This is a genomic window from Ruegeria sp. AD91A, assembly GCF_003443535.1.
GTDB lineage: Bacteria > Pseudomonadota > Alphaproteobacteria > Rhodobacterales > Rhodobacteraceae > Ruegeria.
Map to the genome: position 1 here is coordinate 401,858 of NZ_CP031946.1, position 26,024 is coordinate 427,881.

At 59.0% G+C, this 26,024-nt stretch carries 29 protein-coding genes; 24 read left to right on the forward strand and 5 right to left on the reverse strand.

Annotated features, from left to right (window positions below; all coding sequences use genetic code 11):
* Positions 1-84 precede the first annotated feature (84 nt).
* Positions 85-516, forward strand: coding sequence for a hypothetical protein (locus D1823_RS02000; RefSeq protein WP_117868383.1), 432 nt, complete (start codon positions 85-87; stop codon positions 514-516).
* Here D1823_RS02000 and D1823_RS02005 read toward each other — a convergent pair.
* Genes D1823_RS02005 through glmU form a run of 4 tightly spaced genes read right to left on the reverse strand, consistent with a single transcriptional unit; the run spans position 504 to position 4,921 of the window.
* Positions 504-1,190: a DNA alkylation repair protein gene (locus D1823_RS02005; RefSeq protein WP_117868384.1), complete on the reverse strand. Its 687-nt coding sequence runs from the start codon at positions 1,188-1,190 to the stop codon at positions 504-506. The genes D1823_RS02000 and D1823_RS02005 overlap by 13 nt on opposite strands.
* Positions 1,191-1,195: 5 nt before the next feature.
* Positions 1,196-1,738, reverse strand: coding sequence for a pyridoxamine 5'-phosphate oxidase family protein (locus D1823_RS02010; RefSeq protein ID WP_117868385.1), 543 nt, complete (start codon positions 1,736-1,738; stop codon positions 1,196-1,198).
* Positions 1,739-1,741: 3 nt separating this feature from the next.
* On the reverse strand, positions 1,742-3,565 hold the full coding sequence (gene glmS, locus D1823_RS02015; protein ID WP_117868386.1) for a glutamine--fructose-6-phosphate transaminase (isomerizing): 1,824 nt from the start codon (positions 3,563-3,565) through the stop codon (positions 1,742-1,744).
* Between the two features lie 3 nt (positions 3,566-3,568).
* Positions 3,569-4,921, reverse strand: coding sequence for a bifunctional UDP-N-acetylglucosamine diphosphorylase/glucosamine-1-phosphate N-acetyltransferase GlmU (gene glmU / locus D1823_RS02020; protein WP_117872630.1), 1,353 nt, complete (start codon positions 4,919-4,921; stop codon positions 3,569-3,571).
* A gap of 134 nt (positions 4,922-5,055) precedes the next feature.
* Between glmU and D1823_RS02025 the strand changes: the two genes are divergently transcribed.
* The 3 genes from D1823_RS02025 (at position 5,056) to D1823_RS02035 (ending at position 8,284) form a co-directional block, all read left to right on the forward strand.
* Positions 5,056-5,727, forward strand: coding sequence for an HAD-IA family hydrolase (locus tag D1823_RS02025; RefSeq protein WP_117868387.1), 672 nt, complete (start codon positions 5,056-5,058; stop codon positions 5,725-5,727).
* Positions 5,728-5,766: 39 nt separating this feature from the next.
* Positions 5,767-6,957: a DegT/DnrJ/EryC1/StrS aminotransferase family protein gene (locus D1823_RS02030; protein ID WP_117868388.1), complete on the forward strand. Its 1,191-nt coding sequence runs from the start codon at positions 5,767-5,769 to the stop codon at positions 6,955-6,957.
* A gap of 163 nt (positions 6,958-7,120) precedes the next feature.
* Positions 7,121-8,284 (forward strand): isovaleryl-CoA dehydrogenase, encoded by a 1,164-nt coding sequence (locus D1823_RS02035; protein WP_117868389.1) that lies wholly within the window; start codon positions 7,121-7,123, stop codon positions 8,282-8,284.
* A 53-nt stretch (positions 8,285-8,337) separates the two neighbouring features.
* Here D1823_RS02035 and D1823_RS02040 read toward each other — a convergent pair whose 3' ends face one another.
* Positions 8,338-8,940, reverse strand: a complete 603-nt coding sequence (locus tag D1823_RS02040; protein ID WP_117872632.1) for an OmpW family protein — start codon at positions 8,938-8,940, stop codon at positions 8,338-8,340.
* A gap of 136 nt (positions 8,941-9,076) precedes the next feature.
* Here D1823_RS02040 and D1823_RS02045 point away from each other — a divergent pair, with 136 nt between their 5' ends.
* The 20 genes from D1823_RS02045 to nuoG all read left to right on the forward strand — a co-directional run bounded on the left by D1823_RS02045 (position 9,077) and on the right by nuoG (position 26,021).
* Positions 9,077-10,603: an AMP-binding protein gene (locus tag D1823_RS02045; protein WP_117868390.1), complete on the forward strand. Its 1,527-nt coding sequence runs from the start codon at positions 9,077-9,079 to the stop codon at positions 10,601-10,603.
* Positions 10,600-11,076 (forward strand): hypothetical protein, encoded by a 477-nt coding sequence (locus D1823_RS02050; RefSeq protein ID WP_117868391.1) that lies wholly within the window; start codon positions 10,600-10,602, stop codon positions 11,074-11,076. The genes D1823_RS02045 and D1823_RS02050 overlap by 4 nt, the downstream gene beginning before the upstream one ends.
* Positions 11,073-12,677 (forward strand): carboxyl transferase domain-containing protein, encoded by a 1,605-nt coding sequence (locus tag D1823_RS02055; protein ID WP_117868392.1) that lies wholly within the window; start codon positions 11,073-11,075, stop codon positions 12,675-12,677. The genes D1823_RS02050 and D1823_RS02055 overlap by 4 nt, the downstream gene beginning before the upstream one ends.
* Position 12,678: 1 nt before the next feature.
* On the forward strand, positions 12,679-13,104 hold the full coding sequence (locus D1823_RS02060; protein WP_117868393.1) for an ASCH domain-containing protein: 426 nt from the start codon (positions 12,679-12,681) through the stop codon (positions 13,102-13,104).
* A 5-nt stretch (positions 13,105-13,109) separates the two neighbouring features.
* A complete protein-coding gene (locus D1823_RS02065; protein WP_117868394.1) occupies positions 13,110-15,044 on the forward strand; it encodes an acetyl/propionyl/methylcrotonyl-CoA carboxylase subunit alpha in 1,935 nt (644 codons plus the stop codon).
* 78 nt (positions 15,045-15,122) lie between these two features.
* Positions 15,123-15,974: a hydroxymethylglutaryl-CoA lyase gene (locus D1823_RS02070; RefSeq protein ID WP_117868395.1), complete on the forward strand. Its 852-nt coding sequence runs from the start codon at positions 15,123-15,125 to the stop codon at positions 15,972-15,974.
* Between the two features lies 1 nt (position 15,975).
* Complete coding sequence (locus D1823_RS02075) at positions 15,976-16,758, forward strand: crotonase/enoyl-CoA hydratase family protein (RefSeq protein ID WP_117868396.1); 783 nt, start codon at positions 15,976-15,978, stop codon at positions 16,756-16,758.
* Positions 16,759-16,952: 194 nt separating this feature from the next.
* A complete protein-coding gene (locus D1823_RS02080; RefSeq protein WP_050602775.1) occupies positions 16,953-17,318 on the forward strand; it encodes an NADH-quinone oxidoreductase subunit A in 366 nt (121 codons plus the stop codon).
* Positions 17,309-17,842, forward strand: coding sequence for an NADH-quinone oxidoreductase subunit B family protein (locus D1823_RS02085; RefSeq protein WP_010442777.1), 534 nt, complete (start codon positions 17,309-17,311; stop codon positions 17,840-17,842). Before D1823_RS02080 ends, D1823_RS02085 begins: the two co-directional genes overlap by 10 nt.
* 11 nt (positions 17,843-17,853) lie before the next feature.
* A complete protein-coding gene (locus D1823_RS02090; protein ID WP_117868397.1) occupies positions 17,854-18,459 on the forward strand; it encodes an NADH-quinone oxidoreductase subunit C in 606 nt (201 codons plus the stop codon).
* On the forward strand, positions 18,459-18,632 hold the full coding sequence (locus D1823_RS21815) for a hypothetical protein (protein WP_010442775.1): 174 nt from the start codon (positions 18,459-18,461) through the stop codon (positions 18,630-18,632). Before D1823_RS02090 ends, D1823_RS21815 begins: the two co-directional genes overlap by 1 nt.
* 1 nt (position 18,633) lies before the next feature.
* Positions 18,634-18,756 carry a hypothetical protein gene (locus D1823_RS22210; RefSeq protein WP_256367742.1) on the forward strand — a complete coding sequence of 41 codons (123 nt, stop codon included), beginning with the start codon at positions 18,634-18,636 and terminating at the stop codon, positions 18,754-18,756.
* Positions 18,756-19,979, forward strand: a complete 1,224-nt coding sequence (locus D1823_RS02095; protein ID WP_205511898.1) for an NADH-quinone oxidoreductase subunit D — start codon at positions 18,756-18,758, stop codon at positions 19,977-19,979. Before D1823_RS22210 ends, D1823_RS02095 begins: the two co-directional genes overlap by 1 nt.
* Positions 19,979-21,118, forward strand: coding sequence for an NADH-quinone oxidoreductase subunit E (locus tag D1823_RS02100; protein WP_117868399.1), 1,140 nt, complete (start codon positions 19,979-19,981; stop codon positions 21,116-21,118). Before D1823_RS02095 ends, D1823_RS02100 begins: the two co-directional genes overlap by 1 nt.
* Positions 21,119-21,148: 30 nt before the next feature.
* Positions 21,149-21,370 carry a DUF5337 domain-containing protein gene (locus D1823_RS02105; RefSeq protein WP_117868400.1) on the forward strand — a complete coding sequence of 74 codons (222 nt, stop codon included), beginning with the start codon at positions 21,149-21,151 and terminating at the stop codon, positions 21,368-21,370.
* A gap of 12 nt (positions 21,371-21,382) precedes the next feature.
* Positions 21,383-22,681 carry an NADH-quinone oxidoreductase subunit NuoF gene (gene nuoF, locus D1823_RS02110; RefSeq protein WP_117868401.1) on the forward strand — a complete coding sequence of 433 codons (1,299 nt, stop codon included), beginning with the start codon at positions 21,383-21,385 and terminating at the stop codon, positions 22,679-22,681.
* Between the two features lie 5 nt (positions 22,682-22,686).
* Positions 22,687-23,103, forward strand: coding sequence for an MAPEG family protein (locus tag D1823_RS02115; protein WP_117868402.1), 417 nt, complete (start codon positions 22,687-22,689; stop codon positions 23,101-23,103).
* Positions 23,104-23,140: 37 nt separating this feature from the next.
* Entirely contained in the window at positions 23,141-23,491 is a 351-nt protein-coding gene (locus D1823_RS02120) for a hypothetical protein (RefSeq protein WP_117868403.1), read from the forward strand.
* Between the two features lie 98 nt (positions 23,492-23,589).
* Positions 23,590-23,994 (forward strand): DUF5333 domain-containing protein, encoded by a 405-nt coding sequence (locus D1823_RS02125; protein ID WP_117868404.1) that lies wholly within the window; start codon positions 23,590-23,592, stop codon positions 23,992-23,994.
* Between the two features lie 5 nt (positions 23,995-23,999).
* A complete protein-coding gene (gene nuoG / locus D1823_RS02130; protein ID WP_117868405.1) occupies positions 24,000-26,021 on the forward strand; it encodes an NADH-quinone oxidoreductase subunit NuoG in 2,022 nt (673 codons plus the stop codon).
* Positions 26,022-26,024 lie beyond the last annotated feature (3 nt).

The window sequence follows — 26,024 nt, forward strand, 5'->3', positions numbered from 1 at the left end:
TAGGTAAAGCCGTAACATGCCCGCGACAAGGGCGAACTGTGCTTTGCGCTGGAACAGATGGGCGCAGGGCTGTAGGTGTCAGCCATGAAAAAAACACTTGTTTTACTATTTGTGGTCATGGCTGGATGCGACGCCGTGCGGTCAACGACTGACCGAGTTTTAGGCGGTGGCGACGCGCCTGCCCAGACGGCACCCGACGCTGAAGTTGGTACCGCAGTTGCTGAAGAGGTGCTGCAACCCGAACCGGTTTCCGCGCGGCCAAACTGGGTCGGGGCGAAAACCACCATAGCCGGGCTTGGGGATCCGACCACTCCGGGGCGCTGGATGCAGACACCGCTGGTGGACACCGAAGTTACGGCGCGCGTAGTGGTGCCACGAACAGGGGCGCAGGCCTACATCACTTTGGTCCCGGTCTCAGGCCCGGACAGTAGCGGCAGCCGCTTGTCTCTGGACGCTATGAGGGCGTTGTTGGTGCCTTTCGACGAACTCGTTGAGGTCGAAGTCTACGCAGATTGATTTTTCAGGTATTTACCTGCTTCACGGCGGGCAAAGGGTTTCATGGTATCGCCGTGTTGGCTCAGAAAGGTGATGACACGCTTTGGGTCGTGTTTGGATAACTCTCGCAGCCACCAGGCGATGGATTTCTGAATGAACCAGTTGCGGTCCGGAACATATCCGGCAGCCCAGCCAAGGATGCGATCACGGCGGTGCAGGTCGTCGGGCTTGGGGTGGTTCTGTTTGGTCCAGGGCAGGGTTGCAACCAGGGCCGCGCGTCGGGTCCACATGTGATCGGACTGGGTCCAATGTTCAACCTGATCCAGTCGGTCAGGATCTGCTGAAAGCCGCTTTTGCATAGCCATGCACGCGTGATCCGCGACGGCCCATGCATCGAAATCCGGCAGCCAGCTTTGAAGCAAGTCCCAAACCGTCGCGTCAGGTCGGATGCGCGCCTGTGTCAAAAGCTTGGATGCAGCAAGACGCCCTTCGTGGATGTTTGTTTGCCATAACGCGTCCGCCAATGCGATCCGCGCCGGCACATCCAGTTCTTGCCGCCACGCCTTGGTCAGGTCGTTGAGAACCGGGTTTGCGACGCCCAGATAGATGCGATCCGCCTTATGATAACTAGCCATCTGGCTCGCCCGTTCGGGGTCACCATGCGCTTTGATCTGATCGAGATATCCGGTCAGCATGGGGATCACAATGGAACGCCTGTTGGTTTCCCATCAATCGTCTGGCCGTTCCTTTCCATCCAATAGGAACGGATTTCCTCATCTGATTTTCCATCCACCCATTTCTGCATCGTGTCGCGGTCGGATTGGAATTCCATGAAAGGCACGGCATAGCCGCAGGAGGTTTGTACCATCTCGATCGACTGGTCATAGATTCGCCGTGCACTGCGGTGACTTGGGAAGAGACCGGCAAGGTCGTCCCAACCTTCGTTGCCAACATGCAGGCAACGCGCTGTGCCATAGGTGCGAAGAATCATCGGCCGCGTTGTGAAAGAACACCACATCAGCGTCATCCGGTTGACCTGCAAAAGATGCCCCGCAGTTTCGTTGCCACTGCCAGTGAGGTTCATCCAGACAATGCGGTTTGGTCCCAGTACACGCAGCGAGTCCATTCCTTTTGGGGAAACATTGACCCGACCTTTGGCCCCGGCGGTGCCGACGAAGAACATATGCTGTTCTTCAATGAACTTTTGATGCGCATCATCAAGCTGCGGGAACTGCTTGGCCATAAATCACTCCACCGTTACCGACTTCGCCAGATTGCGCGGTTGATCCACATCCGTGCCCTTGGCAACAGCCGTGTGATAGGCCAGCAATTGTGCGGGCACCGAGTAGAGGATCGGTGCAAGGCTGGTGTGAACATGTGGCATGCGGATGGTGCTCCAGACACCGTCGCCGGCCTCGTCAATGCCATCATCATCAGAGACAAGGATCACTTTACCTTTCCGTGCCATCACTTCCTGCATGTTCGAGACGGTCTTGTCGAAAACCGTATCACGTGGAGCCATGACAACCACGGGCATATGCTTGTCGATCAGGGCGATAGGGCCGTGTTTCAACTCTCCCGACGCGTATCCTTCGGCGTGGATATAGCTGATTTCCTTGAGCTTCAGCGCGCCTTCCATTGCCAGCGGATACATCAGGCCACGGCCCAGAAACAGGACGTCGCGCGCCTCGGACAGGCGTTGGGCGGCCTTGCGGATTGCCCGGTTCTGATCGAGTGCCGCGTTCAGTACAGTCGGCAACCCACGCAGCGCAGCGGCATGATCGGCGATTTGCTCATCCGTCAGCGTGCCCCGGTCTGCGGCGGCCTTGAGCGCCAGCATCAGCAGCACGCTCAACTGGCAGGTGAAGGCCTTGGTCGAGGCGACGCCGATCTCGACACCGGCATGGATCGGCAAGGCGATATCGCTTTCCCGTGCGATCGAGCTTTCGGGGACGTTGACGACCGAAACGATCTTGTCGGCCTTGCCCTCGCAATAGCGCAGAGCCGCCAGGGTATCGGCGGTTTCGCCCGACTGGCTGACGAACAGGGCCAGCGTCCGGTCCGTGATCGGAGGTTCGCGATAGCGGAACTCGCTGGCAATATCGACCTCTACGGGCATTTTGGCCAGTTGTTCGAACCAGTACTTCGCGGTCAGGCAGGCGTAAAACGCGGTGCCACAGGCCACCATGGTCAGGCGATCCAGCTTGCTGAAATCCAGATCCGTGTCCGGCAGCACCACGCGGTCGCCGCTCGTGGGCAGGTAGGACCGGATTGCTTCCGCCACAACGATGGGCTGTTCAGCGATTTCCTTGGCCATGAAGTGCTTGTGTTCGCCCTTGTCCGCGCGCGCATGATCCAGCTTGATCTTGTGCTTTTCCCGGTTTGCCAGCTCACCGGCCTCGTTGCGGATTTCAAGTGACGTCCTGGTCAGAACCGCGCGGTCGCCTTCTTCCAGATATGTGATCTGATTGGTCAGCGGGGCCAGAGCAATGGCATCAGACCCCACATACATCTCACCATCCCCATGGCCGATGGCCAGTGGTGATCCCTTGCGGGCCGCCACGATCAGGTCGTCCTCACCGTCGAACAGAAAGGCCAGTGCAAATGCGCCTTCCAACTGGTCGATTGTCTTGAATGCGGCCTCAACCGGGGGCAGGCCCAAGTTCAGGTGGTGTTCAGTCATAAGAGCAACCGTTTCCGTGTCGGTTTCGGTTTGGAAATCAATACCATGTTCGGCTAGTTCGGCCCTCAGGTCGCGATAGTTTTCGACGATGCCGTTATGAACGACGGCCACCGGGCCCGCCTTGTGCGGATGTGCATTGTTGACTGACGGGGCACCATGTGTGGCCCAGCGGGTATGGCCAATGCCGGATTTTCCGGGAAGAGGATCATGCACCAGTAGGTCGCTGAGGTTGACCAGCTTGCCAACCGCGCGCCGCCGGCCCAATGCGCCGTCGTTGACGGTTGCAATCCCGGCGCTGTCATAGCCGCGATATTCCAGCCGTTTCAGGGCTTCTACTAGAATGGGGGCGGCCTCGTGCTGCCCCAAAACACCTACTATTCCACACATTTCTCAGGCCTTTTTATCGTGGCGAGCCTTTTTCGCCTTCAACATATCAAACAATTTACGCGCATATCCGGGCTTGTTTTCCTGCTTGGCGCGGGCCACGGCCAATGCCTCCGGGTCCACATCCTTGGTCACGACAGTGCCCGTTGCGGTCATCGCCCCATCTCCTACAGTAACCGGGGCAACCAGCATGGTGTTCGAGCCGATAAAGACGTTCTCACCAATCGTGGTTTTATGCTTCATCACGCCGTCATAGTTACAGGTGATCGTCCCCGCGCCGATGTTGGTCGCAGCGCCAACGGACGCGTCACCGATATAGCTGAGGTGATTGACCTTTGCGCCTTCGGCGATTTCGGCATTCTTGATCTCGACAAAATTGCCGACCCGAGTGTTTTCAGCGAGTTCGGCGCCGGGGCGCAGGCGAGCGTAGGGGCCGACGACCGCGCCCCGGCTGACATGGCAGCCCTCAAGATGCGAAAAGGCCCGGATCGTCGCGCCGCTTTCAACAGTGACGCCCGGTCCGAACACCACATTCGGTTCGATCACCGTATCGCGCCCGACCACCGTATCCGCAGCCAGGTACACCGTCTCTGGAGCCATCAATGTGACGCCCAGGTCAAGAAGCTCAGCTCGGGCGCGCGCCTGAAACACGGCATCTGCAGCGGCCAGATCAACGCGAGAGTTCACGCCCAGTGTCTGTGCCTCATCGCAAGCGACAGCGGTCACGTTCAGTCCACGGCTGCGCGCAATTTCAACCACGTCAGTCAGATAGTACTCGCCCGAAGCGTTGTCGTTTCCGACCTCATCGATCAACGAAAACAGCAGCTGCGCATTGCAGGCCAAAAGCCCTGAATTGCAGAAAGTTATGCATCGTTCTTCATCGGAAGCATCTTTAAACTCGACAATGCGTTCCAGCACATCGCCATTCATGACCAACCGGCCATAACGGGCAGGGTCGACCGCCTCAAAGCCAAGAATGACCAAGTCATTCCCTGACCGTGCATCGATCATCCTTTCCAGCGTGTCAGGCTGCAAGAACGGGGTGTCGCCGTAAAGAACAACCACATCGCCATCGAATCCACTCAATGCGTTCCGGGCCTGAGCGACCGCATGGGCTGTTCCCAACTGGTCTTCCTGAACGGCGATTCGTACATCTTCATCCTCGGCCATTGCAGCCTTGGCCACAGCTTCGGACCCGTGGCCGGTAACGATCACAGTACGTTCGGGCGACAGGACGGATCCGGCGCGCATCGCATGGATCAGCATCGGAACCTGAGCGATGGGATGCAGGGCTTTGGGAAGATCCGAATTCATCCTGGTGCCTTTTCCGGCGGCAAGGATGACAAGGGCATTGCTCATGAAATCGTTTTCTCTTTGTGTTTTGTTGCGGTCCGTTTTATCCGCTGAGGTCAAAGGCGCAAGCCGTTCGGCCATCAAACAAGATTGCCGATTGAAACAGGACACGGCGAAAACCCGCCGAGCAAGGGGGCGAAATGCGCACCGTCATCTTCGATCTGGATGGTACTTTGGCGGATACATCCGGCGATTTGCTGACCGCTGCGAACCATTGTTTCCGCGCGATGGGGCACGGAGATGTACTGGTCCATGGCGCAGATGCAGGTATAGCGCTGCGAGGTGGACGCATGATGTTGACCCACGGGTTAAAACGTGTCGGGGCCTATGACGAGGATACAGTCCAGGCCTACTATCCAGTTCTGCTTGAAGCTTATGCTCGGGACATCGACACCCACACCAGTTTCTATCCCGGGGCACTACAGGCGGTCGAGTTGCTGAGCAACGCAGGTTACGGTGTTGGCATTTGCACAAACAAACCGGAACATCTGGCCGAATTGTTGCTGACACGCATGGGGGTGCGGGACCGTTTTGCTTCTTTGGTCGGGGCCGATACGCTGCCGGTCCGCAAACCGGACCCGGCCCCGCTGCGGGAAGCTGCGCGCCGTGCCGGGGGCGATCCGGACTGGTGCGTGCTGGTCGGAGATTCGGATACTGACCGCAATACCGCAAAAGCGGCAGGCGTTCCTTCGGTGCTGGTTACCTTCGGCCCATCGGGGGATGACATGGCGGCTTTGGAACCCGAAGCACTGCTGCATCATTTTGATGATTTGCCCGGCCTCGTGCCCGATCTGATCGGTGCGGCAGCCTGAAACCTTGACCGGACCCTTTCGGAGCCTCAGAACAAGACCATGACCGACGTATTCTCTGGCAGCTTTACGCAGCAGGAACCCCTTCCGGAAGATGCAATCGACGCGGCTCTGGCCGTTCTGCGCCATGGGCGTCTGCATCGTTACAATGTCGCCCCCGGAGAGTTGGGGGAAACGGCCTTGCTGGAGCAGGAATTTGCCGCCCAGATGGGGGCCAAATACTGCCTGGCGGTTTCGTCTGGCGGTTACGCTCTGGCCACAGCCTTGCGCGCGGTTGGCGTGCAACCCGGAGATTCGGTTCTGACCAATGCGTTTACACTGGCGCCGGTGCCGGGGTCGATTGCCTCAGTCGGAGGGCGGGCAATCTTTGTCGGTGTGACGGACGGCCTGACAATTGATCTGGATGATCTTGAGGTCAAGCTGGATCAGGCTCGTGTTCTGATGCTCAGCCATATGCGCGGACATCTGTGTGATATGGACCGGCTAATGCAGATGTGTGACGCAGCCGGCGTGATCGTGATCGAGGATTGCGCACACACGATGGGTGCAGCCTGGCGCGGTCAGTTGTCGGGGCGGCAGGGTGCAATCGGGTGTTATTCCTGTCAGACCTACAAGCATGTCAATTCGGGCGAAGGGGGCTTGCTGGTCACCGATGACGAGGAACTGGCGGCCAAGGCCACGATGTTGTCGGGGTCATACATGCTGTATGAACGCCACTTGGCCGCCCCGGGGCCAGAAGTGTTCGAGCGGATCAAGTACACCACACCCAATGTCTCGGGCCGGATGGACAATTTGCGCGCGGCGATCCTGCGCCCGCAATTGCGGGATCTGGACCGGCAGGTGGGCCGGTGGAACGAGCGCTATCGCGAGATCGAAACCGGGTTGCGCGGCACTCCGGGCCTGACGATTGTCGAGCGGCCCGAGGCGGAAACCTATGTTGGGTCTTCGATCCAGTTTCTGTTGCTGGATTGGTCGCCTGAACGGATAGCTGAAGTCATCAGCCGTTGCGCGGCTCGTGGGGTTGAGCTGAAGTGGTTCGGAGGTGCTGAGCCGACAGGTTTCACGTCGCGCTATGACAGTTGGCGATATTTTGAAAGCCAGCGGATGCCTGAAAGTGACCGCGTTCTGGCCGGCGTGATGGATATGCGCGTGCCTTTGACGTTTTCCCTGGAGGATTGTCGATTGATCGCCCGGATCATCCGGGCTGAAGTGAGTGCGGTTTATCAGTCTTAACTAAGCGGAGTGCGCCTGCGGCGCACGCTCGATCTTTTGAAACGCCGCCTGTTTCGGGCGGCGTTTTCCATTTCAGACGAGCTGTCACAAAGATTGACCGGGAACAGATTCGCTGCTAGAGATTTATTGAACACTTGTTCATTAAAGCGGAGGGAAGACGCAGATGTTCATGGCCACGATGAAGTTCGATCTGGGTGAGGATGTGAATGCCCTGCGCGAGATGGTGCATCGCTGGGCGCAGGAGCGTGTCAAGCCGATGGCGGTTGAGATCGACGCCACGAATGCCTTTCCGAACGAGCTGTGGAAAGAGATGGGAGAGCTTGGTCTGTTGGGTGTCACCGTGCCTGAAGAGTATGGCGGTGCAGGCATGTCTTATCTGGCGCATACGATCGCCGTGGAAGAGGTTGCGCGTGCATCGGCCTCGGTTTCCTTGTCATACGGGGCTCATTCCAACCTGTGCGTGAACCAGATCAAGCTGAACGGCACCGACGAGCAGAAGCAGAAATACCTGCCACGCCTGATTTCCGGGGAGCATGTAGGGGCGCTGGCAATGTCAGAGCCCTCGGCCGGGTCGGATGTGGTGTCGATGAAGCTGCGCGCTGAAAAGCGTAACGACCATTACCGCTTGAATGGCAATAAATACTGGATCACCAATGGACCGGACGCGGATACTCTGGTGGTTTATGCCAAGACGAATCCCGATGCCGGATCGAAGGGCATCACGGCATTTCTGATCGAAAAAGAGATGAAGGGTTTTTCGACCTCGCCCCATTTCGACAAGCTGGGTATGCGCGGATCGAACACGGCTGAGCTTATCTTTGAAGACGTAGAGGTCCCGTTCGAGAACGTGTTGGGCGAAGAGGGCAAGGGTGTGGCCGTGCTTATGTCGGGGCTGGATTATGAACGGGTCGTGCTGGCCGGCATCGGGACCGGCATCATGGCCGCTTGCCTGGACGAAGTGATGCCCTATGTGGCTGAGCGCAAGCAGTTCGGCAGACCCATCGGCAGCTTTCAGTTGATGCAGGGCAAGATTGCCGACATGTACACCGCGATGAATTCGGCGCGGGCCTATGTCTACGAGGTGGCCAAAGCCTGTGATCGGGGCGATGTGACCCGGCAGGATGCGGCGGCGTGCTGCCTTTACGCGTCGGAACAGGCGATGGTTCAGGCCCATCAGGCGGTTCAGGCGCTGGGCGGGGCGGGTTTCCTGTCGGATGCGCCGGTCAGCCGGATTTTCCGGGATGCCAAGCTCATGGAAATCGGCGCAGGCACCAGCGAGATTCGCCGGATGCTGATCGGCCGCGAAATGATGAATGAAATGCTCTGAGAGCAAAAAACGCCCTGCGGATGAGGAAACCGCAGGGCGTTTTGGAGACGGGATCAGAACCGATGGACGTAGGAAACACCGACCAGCCAGGGATCGATTTCCGCGGTGCCGATGGGGGCGCCGTTGAGCGAGACGTCCGAGTCAATGTCGAACCAGCGCACGTTCAGGCGGATCGCCCCGTTGTCGGTGACCATGTAATCCAGACCGGCCTGCAACGAGACGCCGAAGGAGTCATCGACCTTGATGTTACCCAGGGGCGATTGCTCGTCGAAGAAGATCGTATAGTTGAGGCCGGCACCGACATAGGGTTTCCAGGCGCTGTTGGTCGGGAAGTGATAGTTCAGCGACAAGGTGGGCGGCAACTGCTTGACCGTGGCCGCGTCCGTACCGCCAAGGGCAACGGTGTGTTTGAACGGGGTCGCAGCCAAAAGCTCGATACCCAGGTTGTCGCGAATAAAGTACTCAGCAGTGAAAATCGGGCGGGTGTCCGCGTCGATCGTTGCTGCCGCACCAGCCAGCGTGCCGTTGTCGGATTTCGGGTCCAGATAGCCAACACCGATACCCAGCGTCCAGTCCCCTTGCGACTGGGCCAAAGCTGGAGCCGCCAGGGCGACCAGTGCAGTAGACAGTGTCAAAGCGGCGAGTTTCTTTGTCATATTCTTGCCTTTGGTTATGTTGATGCTCTTGGTTTCGCAAAGGCGGTGTCCGGCCACTCTGATCTGCATCAAGTTTGCGTGATGCGTCCGCCCAAGATCACGTCGCGAAGCATCAGGAAAACAAGGGGAATTCGCGTTGCTGCACGCTGAACGCATACCGGGTTTGCGCTCAGAAGGAGGTTGGGACATACCGGACCGGCTGAACATGGCGCAGCAATGTCTGAACCATCCGGCCGATCAGGTGGCGCTTATCGATCTGACCGGATCAGGGCGGCGGCTGACAACCTATGGGCAACTGGCGCAAATGACTGATGGGATTGCCCGCGCCCTGCTGGCCCGCGTCCGGCCCGGTGATCGGATCGGAGTGCTGCTGAGCCAGTCTCCCTGGTGCACAGCGGCGCATCTGGCAATCTGGAAGATCGGCGGGACTTCGGTGCCCTTGTTCAAGTTGTTCAAGCAGGATGCGCTGCGGTCGCGGGCTGGCGATGCAGGCGTTCAGATCGTGCTGACCGATGCCGAAGGGGCGGATCTGCTGGGCGATCTGGCCGAACCTCTGATTGCATCCGAAATTGGCGAGGCGGGTCCGGCTGTACCGTTTGCAGCGACCGGGCCTGAAGATCCGGCTGTATTGATCTATACCTCAGGCACCACGGGCAGCCCGAAGGGCGCGCTGCATGGGCACCGGGTTCTGACCGGGCATCTGCCTGGCGTCTCGATCAGCCACAATCACCTGCGCGAAGGAGACTGCCTTTGGACCCCGGCGGATTGGGCGTGGATCGGCGGGCTGTTCGATGTGCTGATGCCGGGCCTTGCGCTGGGTATCCCGGTTGTCGCGGCACGGCTTGAGAAGTTCACCCCCGAAGCCTGCGCCGAAATCATTGCGCGGGGCGGGGTGCGGAATGCTTTCTTTCCCCCGACCGCGCTGCGGATGCTCAAGGCCGCGGATCAGGCGATCCCCGGTTTGCGCTCGGTCGCGTCCGGGGGTGAGCCGCTGGGGGCCGAGATGCTAGCCTGGGGCCAAGGTGCGTTTGGACTGACGATCAACGAGTTCTACGGCCAGACCGAATGCAATATGGTCGTATCCTCCTGCGCCAAGGATTTCCCCGTTCAACCCGGCTGCATCGGCAAGCCGGTGCCCGGGCATGAGGTCGCGGTGATCGACGATGACGGCAACCCGACCAGCGAGGAAGGCGATGTCGCCATCCGGCGCGGCTCGGCCTCGATGCTGTTGGAATACTGGAACCGACCCGAGGCGACGGCTGAGAAGTTCCGGGGTGATTGGTTGATCACCGGGGATCGTGGTGTTTGGGAGGGGGACTATCTGCGCTTTGTCGGTCGCGATGACGACGTGATCACCTCAGCCGGTTATCGCATTGGCCCCGCAGAGATTGAGGATTGCCTGCTGACCCACCCGGCGGTCGCAACGGTCGGCGTAGTCGGCAAGCCTGACCCGCTGCGGACCGAGATCGTGAAGGCTTATGTGGTGTTGAAACCGGGTGCTGAGGCCACGGGTGCCGAGTTGCAGAAGTGGGTCAAGGACCGTCTGGCGCAGTATTCCTATCCACGCGAGGTGGCGTTTCTGGAGGAACTGCCGATGACGGTGACGGGGAAGGTGATCCGCAAGGAGTTGAAGGCGCGGGCGGCTGAGGAAGTACATGAATGAAGCGACTGCTGACACTGTTTGTATTGACCTTTGGTGCTACCGCTCCGCTAGCTGCTGAGGAAACGATAGAAACGCTGGATGTCCCTACTTGGTTTGACGGTTGCACAGCGCTGTCCGGCACCCTCATAGCTAACGAAATGGATACTCGATGTATGTCTTCGGCATATGACTACTGCGAACTTGGACATCCGCCCGTGGAAAGGCGCGTTTGTATTGAGAAATTGAACGCTCATCTTCTGGCAAAAACCAAAGAAATCGCAGAGGGCTTGCCTGATCAAGTGGCAGGTTTGAGCGGCTTTAAGAAATGGTCTTACCCGCGTCGTTTGGAGGAATTCAGAAACGATGAATTTGATCCGGACTGCTCTCAGATGACAGAGTTTATGTGTGAGACTTTTAATATCGTAGTGCGATGGAGCGCAGCCAGAGACCTTGAACGATTGTCAGATGCGCCAGGAGGTTTAAAAGAAGAATGAAACTCACATCCAAAGCCATGCCCACCTCCGAGGGCTTCAAAGCAAACCGCACCGCCCATCTCGACGCGCTGGCGCAAATCTCCGAAGCTGCTGAAGCGGCTCGCATGGGCGGTGGTGAGAAATCTCGCGCGCGGCACGTCTCTCGGGGCAAGATGCTTCCCAGACGCCGGGTGGCGAACCTGCTGGATGCCGGGTCTCCGTTTCTCGAAATCGGCGCGACGGCGGCGCACGGGATGTATGGCGATGCCGCGCCCTGTGCCGGGGTGATCGCGGGTATTGGCCGGGTACAAGGGCGCGAGGTCATGGTGGTGTGCAACGATGCCACCGTGAAGGGCGGCACTTACTATCCGATGACCGTCAAAAAACACCTCCGCGCGCAGGAGATCGCCGAGGAAAACCATCTGCCCTGCATCTATCTGGTCGATAGCGGCGGTGCGAACCTTCCCAATCAGGATGAGGTCTTCCCGGACCGCGACCACTTTGGCCGTATCTTCTATAACCAAGCGCGGATGAGCGCGAAGGGGATCGCTCAGATCGCCGTCGTGATGGGCTCGTGCACGGCGGGCGGCGCCTATGTGCCCGCGATGTCCGATGTGACCATCATCGTGAAAGAACAGGGTACGATCTTTCTGGCCGGCCCGCCTCTGGTCAAGGCGGCGACGGGCGAGGTCGTCAGCGCTGAAGATCTGGGCGGCGGCGACGTGCACACGCGCCTGTCTGGTGTGGCAGACTATCTGGCCGAGGATGATGCCCACGCGCTGGCCTTGGCTCGCCGTGCGGTGGGGTCGCTGAACCTGCGCAAACCGCAGACGGTGGATTGGGCCAGCCCCGAAGACCCGGCTTATGACCCCGAGGAAATCCTGGGCGTTGTCCCTGCTGATCTGCGCACCCCCTATGATATCCGCGAGGTGATTGCGCGGTTGGTCGATGGCTCGCGCTTTGACGAGTTCAAGCCTCGGTTCGGTGAGACACTGGTGACCGGTTTCGCCCATGTCAAAGGCTGTCCGGTTGGCATTGTTGCCAATAACGGCGTGCTGTTCTCTGAGGCGGCGCAGAAGGGCGCTCATTTTGTCGAGCTGTGTTCGCAACGTAAAATCCCGCTTGTGTTCCTGCAAAACATCACCGGGTTCATGGTGGGCAGGAAATACGAAAACGAGGGGATCGCGCGGCATGGGGCCAAGATGGTGACGGCGGTGGCGACCACTTCGGTGCCCAAGATCACGATGCTGGTCGGTGGCTCGTTCGGGGCCGGGAACTATGGCATGGCGGGTCGCGCCTATCAGCCGCGCTTCCTGTGGACCTGGCCGAATTCGCGGATTTCGGTGATGGGTGGTGAGCAGGCGGCTGGCGTTCTGGCCACCGTCAAGCGCGACGGGATAGAACGGCAGGGTGGCACGTGGTCCGCAGAAGAAGAGGCCGAATTCAAACGCCCGACGCTGGATATGTTCGAGGAACAGTCGCATCCACTCTATGCCTCGGCCCGTCTGTGGGATGACGGCATCATCGACCCGCGTAAAAGCCGCGATGTGCTGGCGCTGTCGCTGAGCGCCGCTCTGAATGCGCCGATCGAGGAGACACGTTTCGGCGTGTTCAGGATGTAAGATGAGCGAGAGTTTGAAAGACATCATGGCCCGCTATCCCGGTGCGCAAACCTTCAAATTCGGCGACAACCCCTTGCTGAGTGCAGAGCTTCTGGCTTTGGTCCGTTCTGGCCGTAAAACAGCGACCTGCGATGCGCTCTGCAACTATCCAGACGGCAGTCCTGAAATGCCGAAGCCCGGTCGACGCGATATTGCGCTGAACTGGGATGACACACCGGCTTTGGTCATTGAAACCGTCGATGTCTCGATCCAGCGTTATTGTAATGTGACCGAGGAATTCGCTTTGGCTGAAGGTGAGAATGAAACGCTTGAAGGATGGCGCGAAGATCATCGCCGTTATTTCCAACGAAACGGCGGCTTTGATCCCGAGATGAAACTCGTGTGCGAACGGTTCCGTCTCGTCGAAGATCTGGCAGTGGAAGGGTGAAAGACATGTTCAGTAAAATCCTGATTGCCAACCGGGGTGAGATCGCCTGCCGGGTGATGGAGACGGCTCAGAAGTTGGGCGTGTCCTGCGTTGCTGTCTATTCCGATGCGGACGCGGCGGCTAAACATGTTCAGATGGCGGACGAGGCGGTTCATATTGGCGGTCCCGCCCCGGCAGATAGCTATTTGAAGGGCGATGTGATCATACAGGCGGCGCTGGATACCGGCGCACAGGCGATCCATCCGGGCTATGGGTTTCTTTCAGAAAACCCCGGTTTCGTGGATGCGGTTCAGGCTGCGGGTCTGACCTTTATCGGCCCCTCGGCGGATGCGATCCGCAAGATGGGCCTCAAGGACGCGGCCAAGGTGTTGATGGAGCAGGCCGGCGTGCCAGTCGTGCCAGGTTATCACGGGGACAATCAAGACCCCGAACATCTGGCAGGTGCGGCGGACACGATAGGCTATCCGGTTCTGATCAAGGCCGTCGCAGGCGGCGGCGGCAAGGGGATGCGGCTGGTCGAGAAACCGGAGGACTTCGCGGCCGCGCTGGACAGCGCGCGGGGTGAGGCCCGGACCGCCTTCGGCAATGATGCCGTGCTGGTCGAGAAATTCGTGGCCAAGCCCCGTCATATCGAGGTTCAGGTCTTTGGCGATGGTACGCATGCAGTGCATCTGTTTGAACGCGACTGCTCGTTGCAACGCCGCCACCAGAAGGTGATCGAAGAAGCCCCGGCCCCGGGTATGACATTCGAAATGCGTGAGGCTATGGGGCAGGCGGGCGTTCGCGCCGCCGAGGCGATCGGCTATAAAGGCGCAGGCACGGTCGAGTTCATCGTTGATGCCTCTGAAGGGCTGCGCCCAGACAGGTTCTGGTTCATGGAGATGAACACGCGCCTGCAGGTGGAACACCCGGTAACAGAGGCCATCACAGGCATTGATCTGGTCGAATGGCAGTTGCGCGTAGCCTCAGGCGAAAACCTTCCCAAAAAACAGGATGATCTGGCGATCTCCGGCCATGCATTTGAGGCCCGGCTTTATGCCGAGGACGTTCCGAAAGGGTTCCTGCCAGCGACGGGAACGCTGACTCATCTGGTTTTCCCTGCCAATTGTCGCGCCGATAGCGGCGTTCGCGCGGGGGACACGATCAGCCCGTGGTATGACCCGATGATCGCCAAAGTAGTGGTGCATGGATCGACACGCGCCGTCGCGCTTGAGACGTTGAACCGGGTGCTGCAACAGACTGAAGTTGCAGGTACTGTCACAAATCTGGCTTTTCTGGGCGCGTTGACGCGTCACGAAGGATTTGCCTCGGGCGATGTCGATACGGGGCTTATCGGTCGAGATATCGAAGCGTTGGTACAGGAACCTGAGCCATCGGTTGCAACGGCAGTCGCAGCTGCGATGACTGCACTGGATCTTGTGGATGTCGACCCGGAAACCGGGTTTTCTCTCTGGGCGCCGCTGCATCGCGCTGTGCAACTGTCCAGTAACGATGAAGTGCTGAAGTTGGACGTGCAGGTCGACGGGCCGGATCGCCAGATTTGGCAGATTGGCGAGGATCGCGTTGTTGCGGAACGTGCCGCCGGGCGATGGGCGTTGAACGGTAGGCAAATGCCTCGCGTTGCTGCAAACAATGGGACACTGACGGTTTTCACCAACAACGGTCAGAGCTTCGACATCATCGATCCGCTGGACCGGGATGCCAGCACCACAGGCGACACCAATGTGATCGAGGCTCCTATGCCCGGTCTGGTCAAAGCCGTCTTTGCCACAGCGGGACAAACCGTACAGGAAGGTGATCGTCTGGCCATTTTGGAAGCGATGAAGATGGAGCATTCTCTGCTTGCGGCGCGGGACGGGGTTGTTGCCGAGGTGCTGGTCGAGGACGGTTCGCAGGTCGAAGCCGGGGCTGCCTTGGTGAGGTTGGAGGAAGAAGCTTGACCTGTACCCGCGCAACGCGGCGTGCAAAGGTCAGACGATCTTTGTTTGAAGCGACAACAATCCAGAAGGAGGGGCGACATGGGTGACCTGGTCGAAATCTACGAGGTCGGGCCGCGCGACGGGCTGCAGAACGAAAAGCGCGAGATACCGGTGTCAGACAAGATCGCCTTGGTCGACTGCCTCAGCCGTGCGGGTTTCCGCAGGATCGAGGTCGCAAGCTTTGTCTCTCCGAAATGGGTGCCGCAGATGGCGGGATCGGCTCAGGTTCTGGGCGGAATCACCCGAGTGGATGGGGTGCGCTATGCCGCGCTGACGCCGAACATGCATGGATATGGCGATGCGCTGGCGGCCAAGGCGGACGAGATCGCCGTGTTTGCCTCGGCCTCCGAAGGATTCTCAAAGGCCAATATCAATGCCTCTATCGCCGAGTCGATTGAGCGGTTTACGCCGATTCTGGAGGCGGCGCGGCATGTCGACCTGCCTGTTCGCGGTTATGTCTCATGCGCGACGGATTGCCCATACGACGGTCCGACTCCGCCCGAAAAAGTGGCCGAGGTCGCTGATCGGCTTTTTGCGCTGGGCTGTTATGAGGTTTCACTGGGCGACACGATTGGACAGGGGACGCCGGATAAGGTCGCGCACATGCTTCTGGCGGTTCGCGAGAGGGTTCCGGTGACGCGATTGGCGGGGCATTTTCATGACACCAATGGGCGTGCGATCGATAATATCGACGCTGCATTGGCGCTTGGTGTGCGGGTGTTTGACGCAGCCGTGGGCGGGTTGGGCGGTTGCCCCTACGCCCCGGGTGCCGCAGGAAACGTAGCCACCGAGGCTGTTGTGGCGCACTTGCATCGCCTGGGATACGAAACCGGTCTGGATATCGACGTGATTGAAGAGGCGGCGCAGATGGCCAGGGCTTTGAGAGGCTGACATGTTTGAAACGATCACGATCACGACAGATGTGCGTGGTGTCGCCACACTCACTCTGAACCGGCCGGAAAAACACAACGCCATGTCGGGGCAAATGATCACTGAATTGACCGAGGCTGCATCACAACTGGGTCCGGATGACGCTGTCCGAGTGGTCGTTCTGGCAGCGGCGGGAAAGACGTTCTGCGCCGGCGGTGATCTGGGATGGATGCAGGACCAGATGGCGGCCGACAAAAAGACGCGTTTTGTCGAGGCGCGCAAGCTGGCCGAGATGTTGCAGGCTCTGAACACAATACCAAAGCCTTTGATTGGGGCGTTGCAGGGCAATGCCTTCGGTGGCGGTGTGGGAATGGCAGCCGTGTGCGATGTCGCGATTGGGGTCGACAGTCTGAAGATGGGGTTGACCGAAACGCGCCTGGGACTGATCCCCGCAACAATTGGCCCCTATGTCATCGCCCGCATGGGCGAAGCCCGCGCGCGCCGGGTGTTCATGTCAGCCCGTTTGTTCGATGCTTCCGAGGCCGTTGATCTGGGCCTGCTGGCGAAAACCGTTTCGGCAGATCGGCTTTCGGACGCGGTTGAAGACGAAATTCGCCCCTATTTGTCTTGCGCGCCCGGGGCGGTTGCCTCTGCCAAGGCGCTGGTACGCTCTCTGGGTCCGCGCATCGACGATGCCGTGATCGATCAGACCATAGGCGAGCTGGTCGAACGGTGGGAAACACAAGAGGCAGGCGAAGGGATCGCGGCGTTTTTTGAAAAACGAAAACCTGCATGGAATAAGTAGGTTTTACCAGGTTCCGCCAAGCTAAAGCCAAACGCTGGTACTGCGATTCTATGCCGCGCTGTCAAGCGCAGGTTTGATTGCGAAGGGGGCTGTGTTCGGTTGACCCTCTGACCCCGCAGGGATAGAGAATGTCCAGTCAACATGCCAATTGACGGCGCACCCGACAAGATGCGTGCGCAGGAAAGGAGCTATTCGTGGAAGACCTGCTGCGGGAGTACCTCCCGATTCTGGTGTTTCTGGCCGTTGCCGTGGGCCTTGGGATCGTCTTGATCCTAGCCGCCGTCGTACTGGCCGTCCGCAATCCCGACCCCGAAAAGGTCAGCGCATATGAATGTGGTTTCAATGCCTTCGACGACGCGCGGATGAAATTCGACGTCCGATTCTATCTGGTCTCGATTCTGTTCATCATCTTCGATCTGGAAATTGCTTTCCTGTTTCCCTGGGCGGTGGGCTTCAAGGACATCAGCGATGTCGGGTTCTGGTCCATGATGGTGTTCCTGGGCGTTCTGACCATCGGCTTTGCCTATGAATGGAAGAAGGGGGCGCTGGAATGGGAGTGATGACAGGTGCCAACACTGCCGGTGTCGACAAGGAAGTCGCCACCCAGGCCCTGAACGCCGAGTTGCAGGACAAAGGTTTTCTGCTGACCTCGACCGAAGACATCATCAACTGGGCGCGCACTGGCTCGCTGCATTGGATGACCTTTGGTCTGGCCTGCTGCGCGGTTGAGATGATGCATACCTCTATGCCACGTTATGATGCAGAACGGTTTGGTATCGCGCCTCGGGCGTCCCCGCGCCAGTCGGATGTGATGATCGTGGCAGGAACACTGACCAACAAGATGGCCCCGGCTTTGCGCAAGGTCTATGACCAGATGCCTGAGCCACGCTATGTGATCTCGATGGGCTCCTGCGCGAATGGCGGTGGGTATTACCACTATTCTTATTCCGTCGTGCGTGGATGTGACCGGGTTGTTCCTGTGGACATCTACGTGCCCGGCTGCCCTCCGACGGCTGAGGCCTTGTTGTATGGCCTGATGCAGCTGCAGCGTAAAATCCGCCGTACCGGCACAATTGTCCGCTGAGGAGAGAGCTGATGAGCGAAGCACTCAAGGAACTCGGCACACAGTTGGAGCTGAAACGGTCTGATTGTGTTCTGTCATGGGACGTAACCCACGGCGAACTGAACGTGGACGTGGCACCGTCGAATCTCGTGGAATTCGTCGAATTCCTGAAATCCGACCAGAACTGCAAATTCTCGACTCTGGTGGATATCACCGGCGTGGATTACCCCGAGCGCGCCAAGCGGTTCGACGTGGTGTATCACTTCCTTTCGATGTACCAGAACCAGCGCATCCGGCTGCGGGTCTCGATCCGTGAAGACGACATGGTGCCGTCGATCGTTGACGTGCACCCCTCGGCCAATTGGTTCGAGCGTGAGGTGTTCGACATGTTCGGCATCCTGTTCTCGGGCCATCCGGACCTGCGGCGCATCCTGACCGACTATGGGTTCCGTGGTTACCCACTGCGCAAGGATTTCCCGACCACCGGCTATACCGAAGTGCGCTATGATGAGGCGCAAAAGCGCGTGGTCTACGAGCCGGTCAGCCTGGTGCAGGAATACCGACAGTTTGATTTCATGTCCCCGTGGGAGGGTGCGAACTACATTCTGCCGGGGGATGAGAAACAGGAGACCGAATAATGGGTGGCATCTGGTGGCTGATCCTGTCTGCGCTGACCATCATTCCGATGGTGAAGATTTTGCCGTTCTTCGGGATCAACAAATACTGGTGCCTGCTGTGTCTGGTTCCCTTTGGCACGATAGCCTTGCTGTGGTGGGTCGGGCTGAAACTGCAAGAGTTGGAGCGCCGCTGAGATGATGGGTGAGTTGATCATTCTGGGCGCATTGGGGGTTCTGCTGGCGGGGGCCGCAGCCAAGGCCGCTGAAGCGGAAAAGGTTCGGGTTCGGGCCGATGCGAAAAAGAAACGAGGGCGTTGATGGACGGCTCAAGATACGATGACGGCAGCACGGACGCGCTGAGCGGAGAACAGAAGATCCGCAATTTCAACATTAACTTCGGCCCGCAACACCCTGCGGCGCACGGGGTTCTGCGCCTTGTGCTGGAACTGGACGGTGAGATCGTCGAACGCTGCGATCCGCATATCGGCCTGCTGCACCGTGGCACCGAAAAACTGATGGAAAGCCGGACCTATCTTCAGAACCTGCCGTATTTCGACCGGTTGGATTATGTGGCGCCGATGAACCAGGAACATGCCTGGTGCCTGGCCATCGAAAAGCTAACCGGGGTCGAAGTGCCGCGCCGGGGCTCGCTGATCCGGGTTCTGTATTCCGAAATCGGACGCATCCTGAACCACCTGCTGAACGTGACAACGCAGGCGATGGACGTGGGCGCATTGACCCCGCCGCTCTGGGGTTTTGAAGAGCGTGAAAAGCTGATGGTGTTCTATGAGCGTGCCTGTGGCGCCCGCCTGCACGCGGCCTATTTCCGCCCCGGTGGTGTTCATCAGGATTTGCCGCCGGAACTGCTGGACGATATCGAGGCATGGAGCCACGAATTCCCCACCGTTCTGGACGACATCGACGGCCTGTTGACCGAAAACCGCATCTTCAAACAGCGCAACGCCGATATTGGCATCGTGACCGAGGATGACATCCAGAAATACGGCTTCTCGGGCGTGATGGTGCGCGGATCCGGTCTGGCATGGGATTTGCGCCGCGCGCAGCCCTATGAATGCTATGACGAGTTCGAGTTCCAGATTCCCGTCGGCAAGAACGGCGACTGCTATGATCGCTATCTGGTGCGAATGGAAGAGATGCGCCAATCGCTGCTGATCATCCAGCAGGCCATCGTCAAAATCCGCGACTGCCCCGGTGACGTTCTAGCCCGAGGCAAGATCACCCCGCCGAAACGGTCGGACATGAAGACCTCGATGGAAAGCCTGATCCATCACTTCAAGCTGTACACCGAAGGCTTCCACGTCCCCGCAGGTGAAGTTTATGCCGCTGTCGAAGCCCCCAAGGGCGAGTTCGGCGTCTATCTGGTCGCCGACGGCACCAACAAACCCTACCGCGCCAAGCTGCGCGCACCGGGTTTCCTGCACCTGCAAGCCATGGATTACGTCGCCAAGGGCCATCAGCTGGCCGACGTCGCCGCCATCATCGGCACCATGGATGTCGTATTTGGAGAGATTGACCGCTAATGCTCCGCCGTCTTCATCCCGAACAACCCGAAAGCTTTGCCTTCACCGCTGCCAACCAGCAATGGGCCGAAGCGCAGATCACCAAATACCCCGAGGGGCGTCAGGCCAGCGCGGTCATCCCGCTGCTGTGGCGCGCGCAGGAACAAGAGGGCTGGTTGAGCCGTCCGGCGATTGAATCCGTCGCAGATATGCTGGGCATGGCCTATATCCGTGTGCTTGAGGTTGCCTCTTTCTACTTCATGTTCCAGCTTCAACCGGTTGGCTCGGTGGCGCATATTCAGGTCTGCGGCACGACCTCCTGCATGATCTGCGGGGCCGAAGATCTGATCGCGGTCTGCAAGGAAAAGATTGCGGCGAAAGCACATGCACTTTCTGCCGATGGCAAGCTGAGCTGGGAAGAGGTGGAATGCCTCGGCTCGTGCACCAACGCGCCGATGGCGCAAATCGGCAAGGATTACTACGAGGATCTGACGGCCGAGAGCTTTGGCAGGATCATCGACGATCTGGTGGCGGGCAAGGTGCCGACGCCCGGTCCTCAAAACGGACGTTATGCGGCTGAGCCGTTGAAGGGCCTCAGCAGCCTGACCGAGCATGAAGCTGGCAAGCCGCAATACAACGCCAGTGTTGAGCTGGCGACCGATCTGGGCGACACGGTCAAACGTATCGACGGGACTGAGGTTGCGATCCTGACGCCGTGGCTTGGCAAGGATGGCAAGCAGGCGGGTGCGTCGGCGGCAGCAAAACCTCCGAAATCGCCCGAGGCGCCGAAGCCGGCTGTGAAACAAGCGGCTGAGGCGAAAGCCAAACCTGTTGCCAAGGAAGCCGCGGCCAAGCCCGCAGACGTCACCGAAGATCAGCCCGAGACTCTGACCGCCGCACGCGACGGTAAGGCAGATGACTTGAAGCTGTTGAAAGGCGTCGGTCCCAAGCTGGAGCAGACATTGAACGAGCTGGGTTTCTATCACTACGACCAGATCGCTGCCTGGACGCCGGAACAGGTGGCCTGGGTCGATGCGCGTTTGAAATTCAAGGGCCGGATCGAGCGCGATGATTGGATTGAACAGGCGGCCAAGCTTGCAGCGGGTGAAGAGACCGAATTTGCCAAACGTGCCAAATCTGAGGGCACGGACGAAGACTAGACGGATGCCCGTCCGGGGTATCGGGGGAAAATGGACAAGGACAAGGAAAAGGCCATAGCCCGCAAGGGCCGACATATCGGGATGGTCATCGCTGTGACCATGCTGATCTGGCTTGCAATGAACCTGTTCATTGGCCCCGAGCTGGGTTTGACGACCCGGCACGCTCTGCTGTTTGATCTCGCTGCTCTGGCGGGGTTCATCTATGCGGGGATCAACATTTTTCAACTCTGGCGCATGCGTCAGGACAGCTGAAGGTAACACGCGATGCTGAAGGATCAGGACCGGATCTTTACCAACATCTACGGGATGCATGAGCGCACGCTGAAAGGTGCGCAGGCCCGCGGGCATTGGGACGGCACTGCTGGCCTGATTGATAAGGGTCGCGACTGGATCATCCAGACGATGAAAGACTCGGGCCTGCGTGGTCGCGGCGGCGCGGGCTTTCCAACCGGTCTGAAATGGTCATTCATGCCAAAGGAAAGTGACGGGCGCCCGTCCTATCTGGTGGTCAACGCGGACGAATCCGAACCCGGAACCTGCAAAGACCGAGAGATCATGCGCCACGATCCGCATACGCTGATCGAAGGTTGCCTGATCGCGTCTTTCGCGATGAACGCCCACACCTGTTACATCTACCTGCGTGGCGAATATATCCGCGAGCGTGAGGCGCTGCAGGCGGCGATTGATGAGGCTTATGATGCCGGCTTGCTGGGCAAGAACGCCGCCGGTTCAGGTTGGGATTTTGATATCTTCCTGCATCACGGCGCTGGTGCCTATATCTGCGGCGAGGAAACCGCCCTTATTGAAAGCCTTGAGGGCAAGAAGGGCATGCCGCGGATGAAGCCTCCGTTTCCAGCAGGCGCTGGCCTGTATGGTTGCCCGACAACTGTGAACAATGTGGAATCGATTGCGGTCGTGCCGACCATCCTGCGCCGGGGGGCCGACTGGTTCGCTGGCTTCGGTCGCCAAAACAACGCGGGCACCAAGCTGTTTGCGATCTCAGGCCATGTGAACAACCCCTGCGTCGTGGAAGAGGCAATGTCGATTTCCTTCGAGGAGCTGATCGAGACCCATTGCGGCGGCATTCGCGGCGGCTGGGACAATGTGCTGGCCGTGATCCCCGGTGGATCCTCGGTTCCGTGTGTGCGCGGTGAGAACATGCGCGACGCGATCATGGATTTCGATTATCTGCGCAACGATCTGGGCTCAGGGCTTGGAACGGCAGCGGTGATCGTGATGGACAAGTCCACCGACATCATCAAGGCGATCTGGCGCCTGTCGAAATTCTATAAGCATGAAAGCTGTGGTCAGTGCACCCCATGTCGCGAAGGCACCGGTTGGATGATGCGGGTCATGGACCGTCTGGTGCGCGGCGAAGCTGAACTGGAAGAGATCGACATGCTGTTTGACGTGACAAAGCAGGTCGAGGGTCACACGATCTGCGCGCTCGGCGATGCGGCAGCCTGGCCGATCCAGGGCCTGATCCGCAATTTCCGGGAAGAAATCGAAGGCCGCATCAAGGCACAGAAATCGGGCCGTATGGGTGCGATGGCGGCGGAGTGAACGGGATGGACATGTTTGCAGAATACAGCCACGCGATTTCATCGGTTGTGCTTTTCACACTAGTGGTTCTGTTCCTGGCCCCGTTTTCAGCGCTGGCCAAGCAGGGCAAGGGCCTCGCGCCGGGGGCGACTCCAGAGCAGGATTATTCTGACCAGGCCTATCGTCTGAACCGGGCCTATCTGAACGGAACGGAAACGCTTCCGGCGTTTGTGGCCGTTGTGACCGCGGCGGTTTTACTGGGCGCCAGCCCGTTCTGGGTCAATCTTCTGGCGTCTGTCGCTTTGGTCGCGCGTTTGGTGATGCTGGTGGTGCACTTCAAAGGCATAGGTAAGCCAAACAGTGGCCTGCGGTCCGTGCTGTATGTATTGGGCTGGGCCTGCATGTTTGTGATTGGGCTTATGGCATTGGTGGCGGCGTTCTGATGGCGACCCGGCAGATGAGAACACTAAGAGGGATAATATGACGGCCCGAAAAACCCTTGTAGTCCTGCTGGTACTGGCAAGCGTGTCCGCCTGCGGCATCATCAAGCCGTCGGAAGATCGTCTTCTGTTCGACGGAAAGTCGTTCAAGGCCAAGGCGAAGCCGGTCGACAAGAAAGCATCGCCCACGGACTTTACTGTTGTGGTGAAGGGCGCGTCCGCGTCCTTGGACGGCGCGCGTGAAGCCGGTCGCCATGAAGGAACCAAGTTCTGTGTGCAGAATTTTGGATCTTCCCGGATCGATTGGAAAGTGGGGCCGGATACCGAGCCGCAAAACCTGCGCATCAGTGATGATCAATTGACGTTTGCAGGAAAATGCCAACGGCCATGACACGCGTTTTTGCATATCACGACGTGGATTGCAGGCCGTTATTGCCTAGCAAGACCGGACCCTTTCGTTTTGGAACATCCAAAACGAAAGGAAGAACCATGTCTTTTGCAAAAACACTCGCCTTGGCCGCCGTGATCACGTTTCCGGCTGTTGCAGAAGCAAAGCCGCCCTTGAGGGATGTCAAAGAGATCGACGACGAACTCTATTACATCGCCATCGCAAATGAGATCTCCGAATTCTGTCCGTCGATCAGCGGGCGGCGATTGAAAGCGATCAGTGTTATGTGGGGGCTGCGGTCCAAAGCGAACAAACTGGGGTACTCGGACAGTGAAATCCGCTCATATGTCGACTCGGATTCAGAGAAAGACCGGATGCGCGCCAAGGGCGAGGCGTATCTGGCTTCGAATGGCGTGACCTATGACAACCCCAACACGTTCTGCACTCTAGGGCAGAAAGAAATCCAAAGAAACAGCGCTATTGGCGTTTATTTGAGGGCGAATTGAGAGCCATGTCTGACCTCCGCAAGATCAATATCGACGGACAGGAAATCGAAGTCGATGGCGCGATGACCCTGATCCAGGCTTGTGAACAAGCCGGGGTCGAAGTGCCGCGCTTCTGTTACCACGAGCGCTTGTCGATTGCCGGCAATTGCCGGATGTGCCTGGTCGAGGTTGTGGGGGGGCCGCCGAAACCTGCGGCCTCCTGCGCAATGCAGGTGCGTGACCTGCGTCCGGGGCCTGAGGGCCAGCCCCCGGTGGTCAAGACGAACTCACCCATGGTCAAAAAGGCCCGCGAAGGCGTGATGGAGTTCCTGCTGATCAACCATCCGCTGGATTGCCCGATCTGCGATCAGGGTGGTGAATGCGACCTTCAGGATCAGGCGATGGCGTATGGCATGTCCGGATCCCGTTTCAAGGAAGCAAAGCGGGCGGTCGATGATCTGGATCTGGGACCGCTTGTGGGCACCGCAATGACCCGCTGCATCAGCTGCACCCGCTGCGTGCGCTTCACCACCGAAGTTGCCGGGATAACTCAGATGGGTCAGACCGGGCGCGGCGAGGATGCCGAGATCACCTCGTATCTGAACCAGACTCTGGATTCGAATTTGCAGGGCAACATCATCGATCTGTGCCCGGTTGGGGCGCTGACTTCCAAGCCCTACGCCTTTACCGCGCGTCCGTGGGAACTGACCAAGACCGAAAGCATTGATGTGATGGATGCGCTTGGTTCGAACATCCGCGTGGATACGAAGGGGCGCGAAGTGATGCGGTTCCTGCCGCGTAACCATGATGGCGTGAACGAGGAATGGATCAGCGATAAAACTCGTTTTGTCTGGGATGGGTTGCGCCGCCAGCGTCTGGATAGACCTTATGTGCGTGAAAACGGAAAACTGCGCCGGGCCACCTGGCCCGAGGCACTGACCAAAGCCGCAGAGGCGCTGAAAGGCGCCGAGAAGCCTGCCGGTATCGTGGGCGATCTGGCTCCCGTCGAGGCGGTATTTGCGCTAAAACAGCTGATCGAAGGGCAGGGCGGTGTTGTTGAGTGCCGTACCGATGGCGCCAAGCTGCCTGCGGGGAATCGTGGTGCTTATGCGGGGACCGCAGCGATCGAAGATATCGACAGCGCCGAGCGCATCCTGCTGATCGGGACCAACCCGCGCGACGAAGCGCCGGTTCTCAACGCCCGCATTCGCAAGGCCTGGGCACATGGTGCCGAGGTTGCTCTGGTCGGTCCGGCGGCAGATTTGACCTACGACTATCATCATATGGGTGATGACCGTGCCGCGCTGCAAAAGGTCGTCGACATGGGCGGTGATGACGTGATCAAAGGCAAGGCATCTTTGATCATCGTCGGGCAGGGCGCCTTGCAAGAGGCTGACGGCGCTGCTGTTCTGGCTGCCGCGCAAACCATTGCTACCAATACTGAAAGTGGTCTGATCGTTCTGCACACTGCTGCGTCGCGCGTGGGGGGGATGGATGTGGATGCCACCAACGAGGGTGGCATGGACGCCGTCAGCGCCGCTGATGTGATCTACAACCTTGGTGCAGACGAAGTCGAAATTGGCGAAGGTGCCTTTGTTATCTATCAGGGCAGTCATGGAGACCGGGGCGCACACCGCGCCGATGTGATCCTGCCGGGCGCAGCCTATACCGAGGAAAACGGTCTGTTCGTGAATACCGAGGGTCGCCCGCAGCTGGCAATGCGCGCGGGGTTCGCGCCGGGCGACGCCAAGGAGAACTGGGCCATCCTGCGTGCCCTGTCTGCCGAATTGGGTGCAACACTGCCCTTCGATTCGCTGGCGCAACTGCGCACTGCGCTGATCGAGGCGGTTCCGCATCTCGCCCGGATTGATGAAGTGGCGCAGAATGAGGTTCAGGCACTGGACGCCGGACCTCTGGGTAAGGCAAGTTTCCGCAATACGGTCAGGGATTTCTATCTGACCAACCCAATCGCGCGTGCTTCGCAGTTGATGGCCGAACTTTCGGCGCAGGCACAGGCCCGTAAGTCAGAGAAGATTGCGGCTGAATGAACC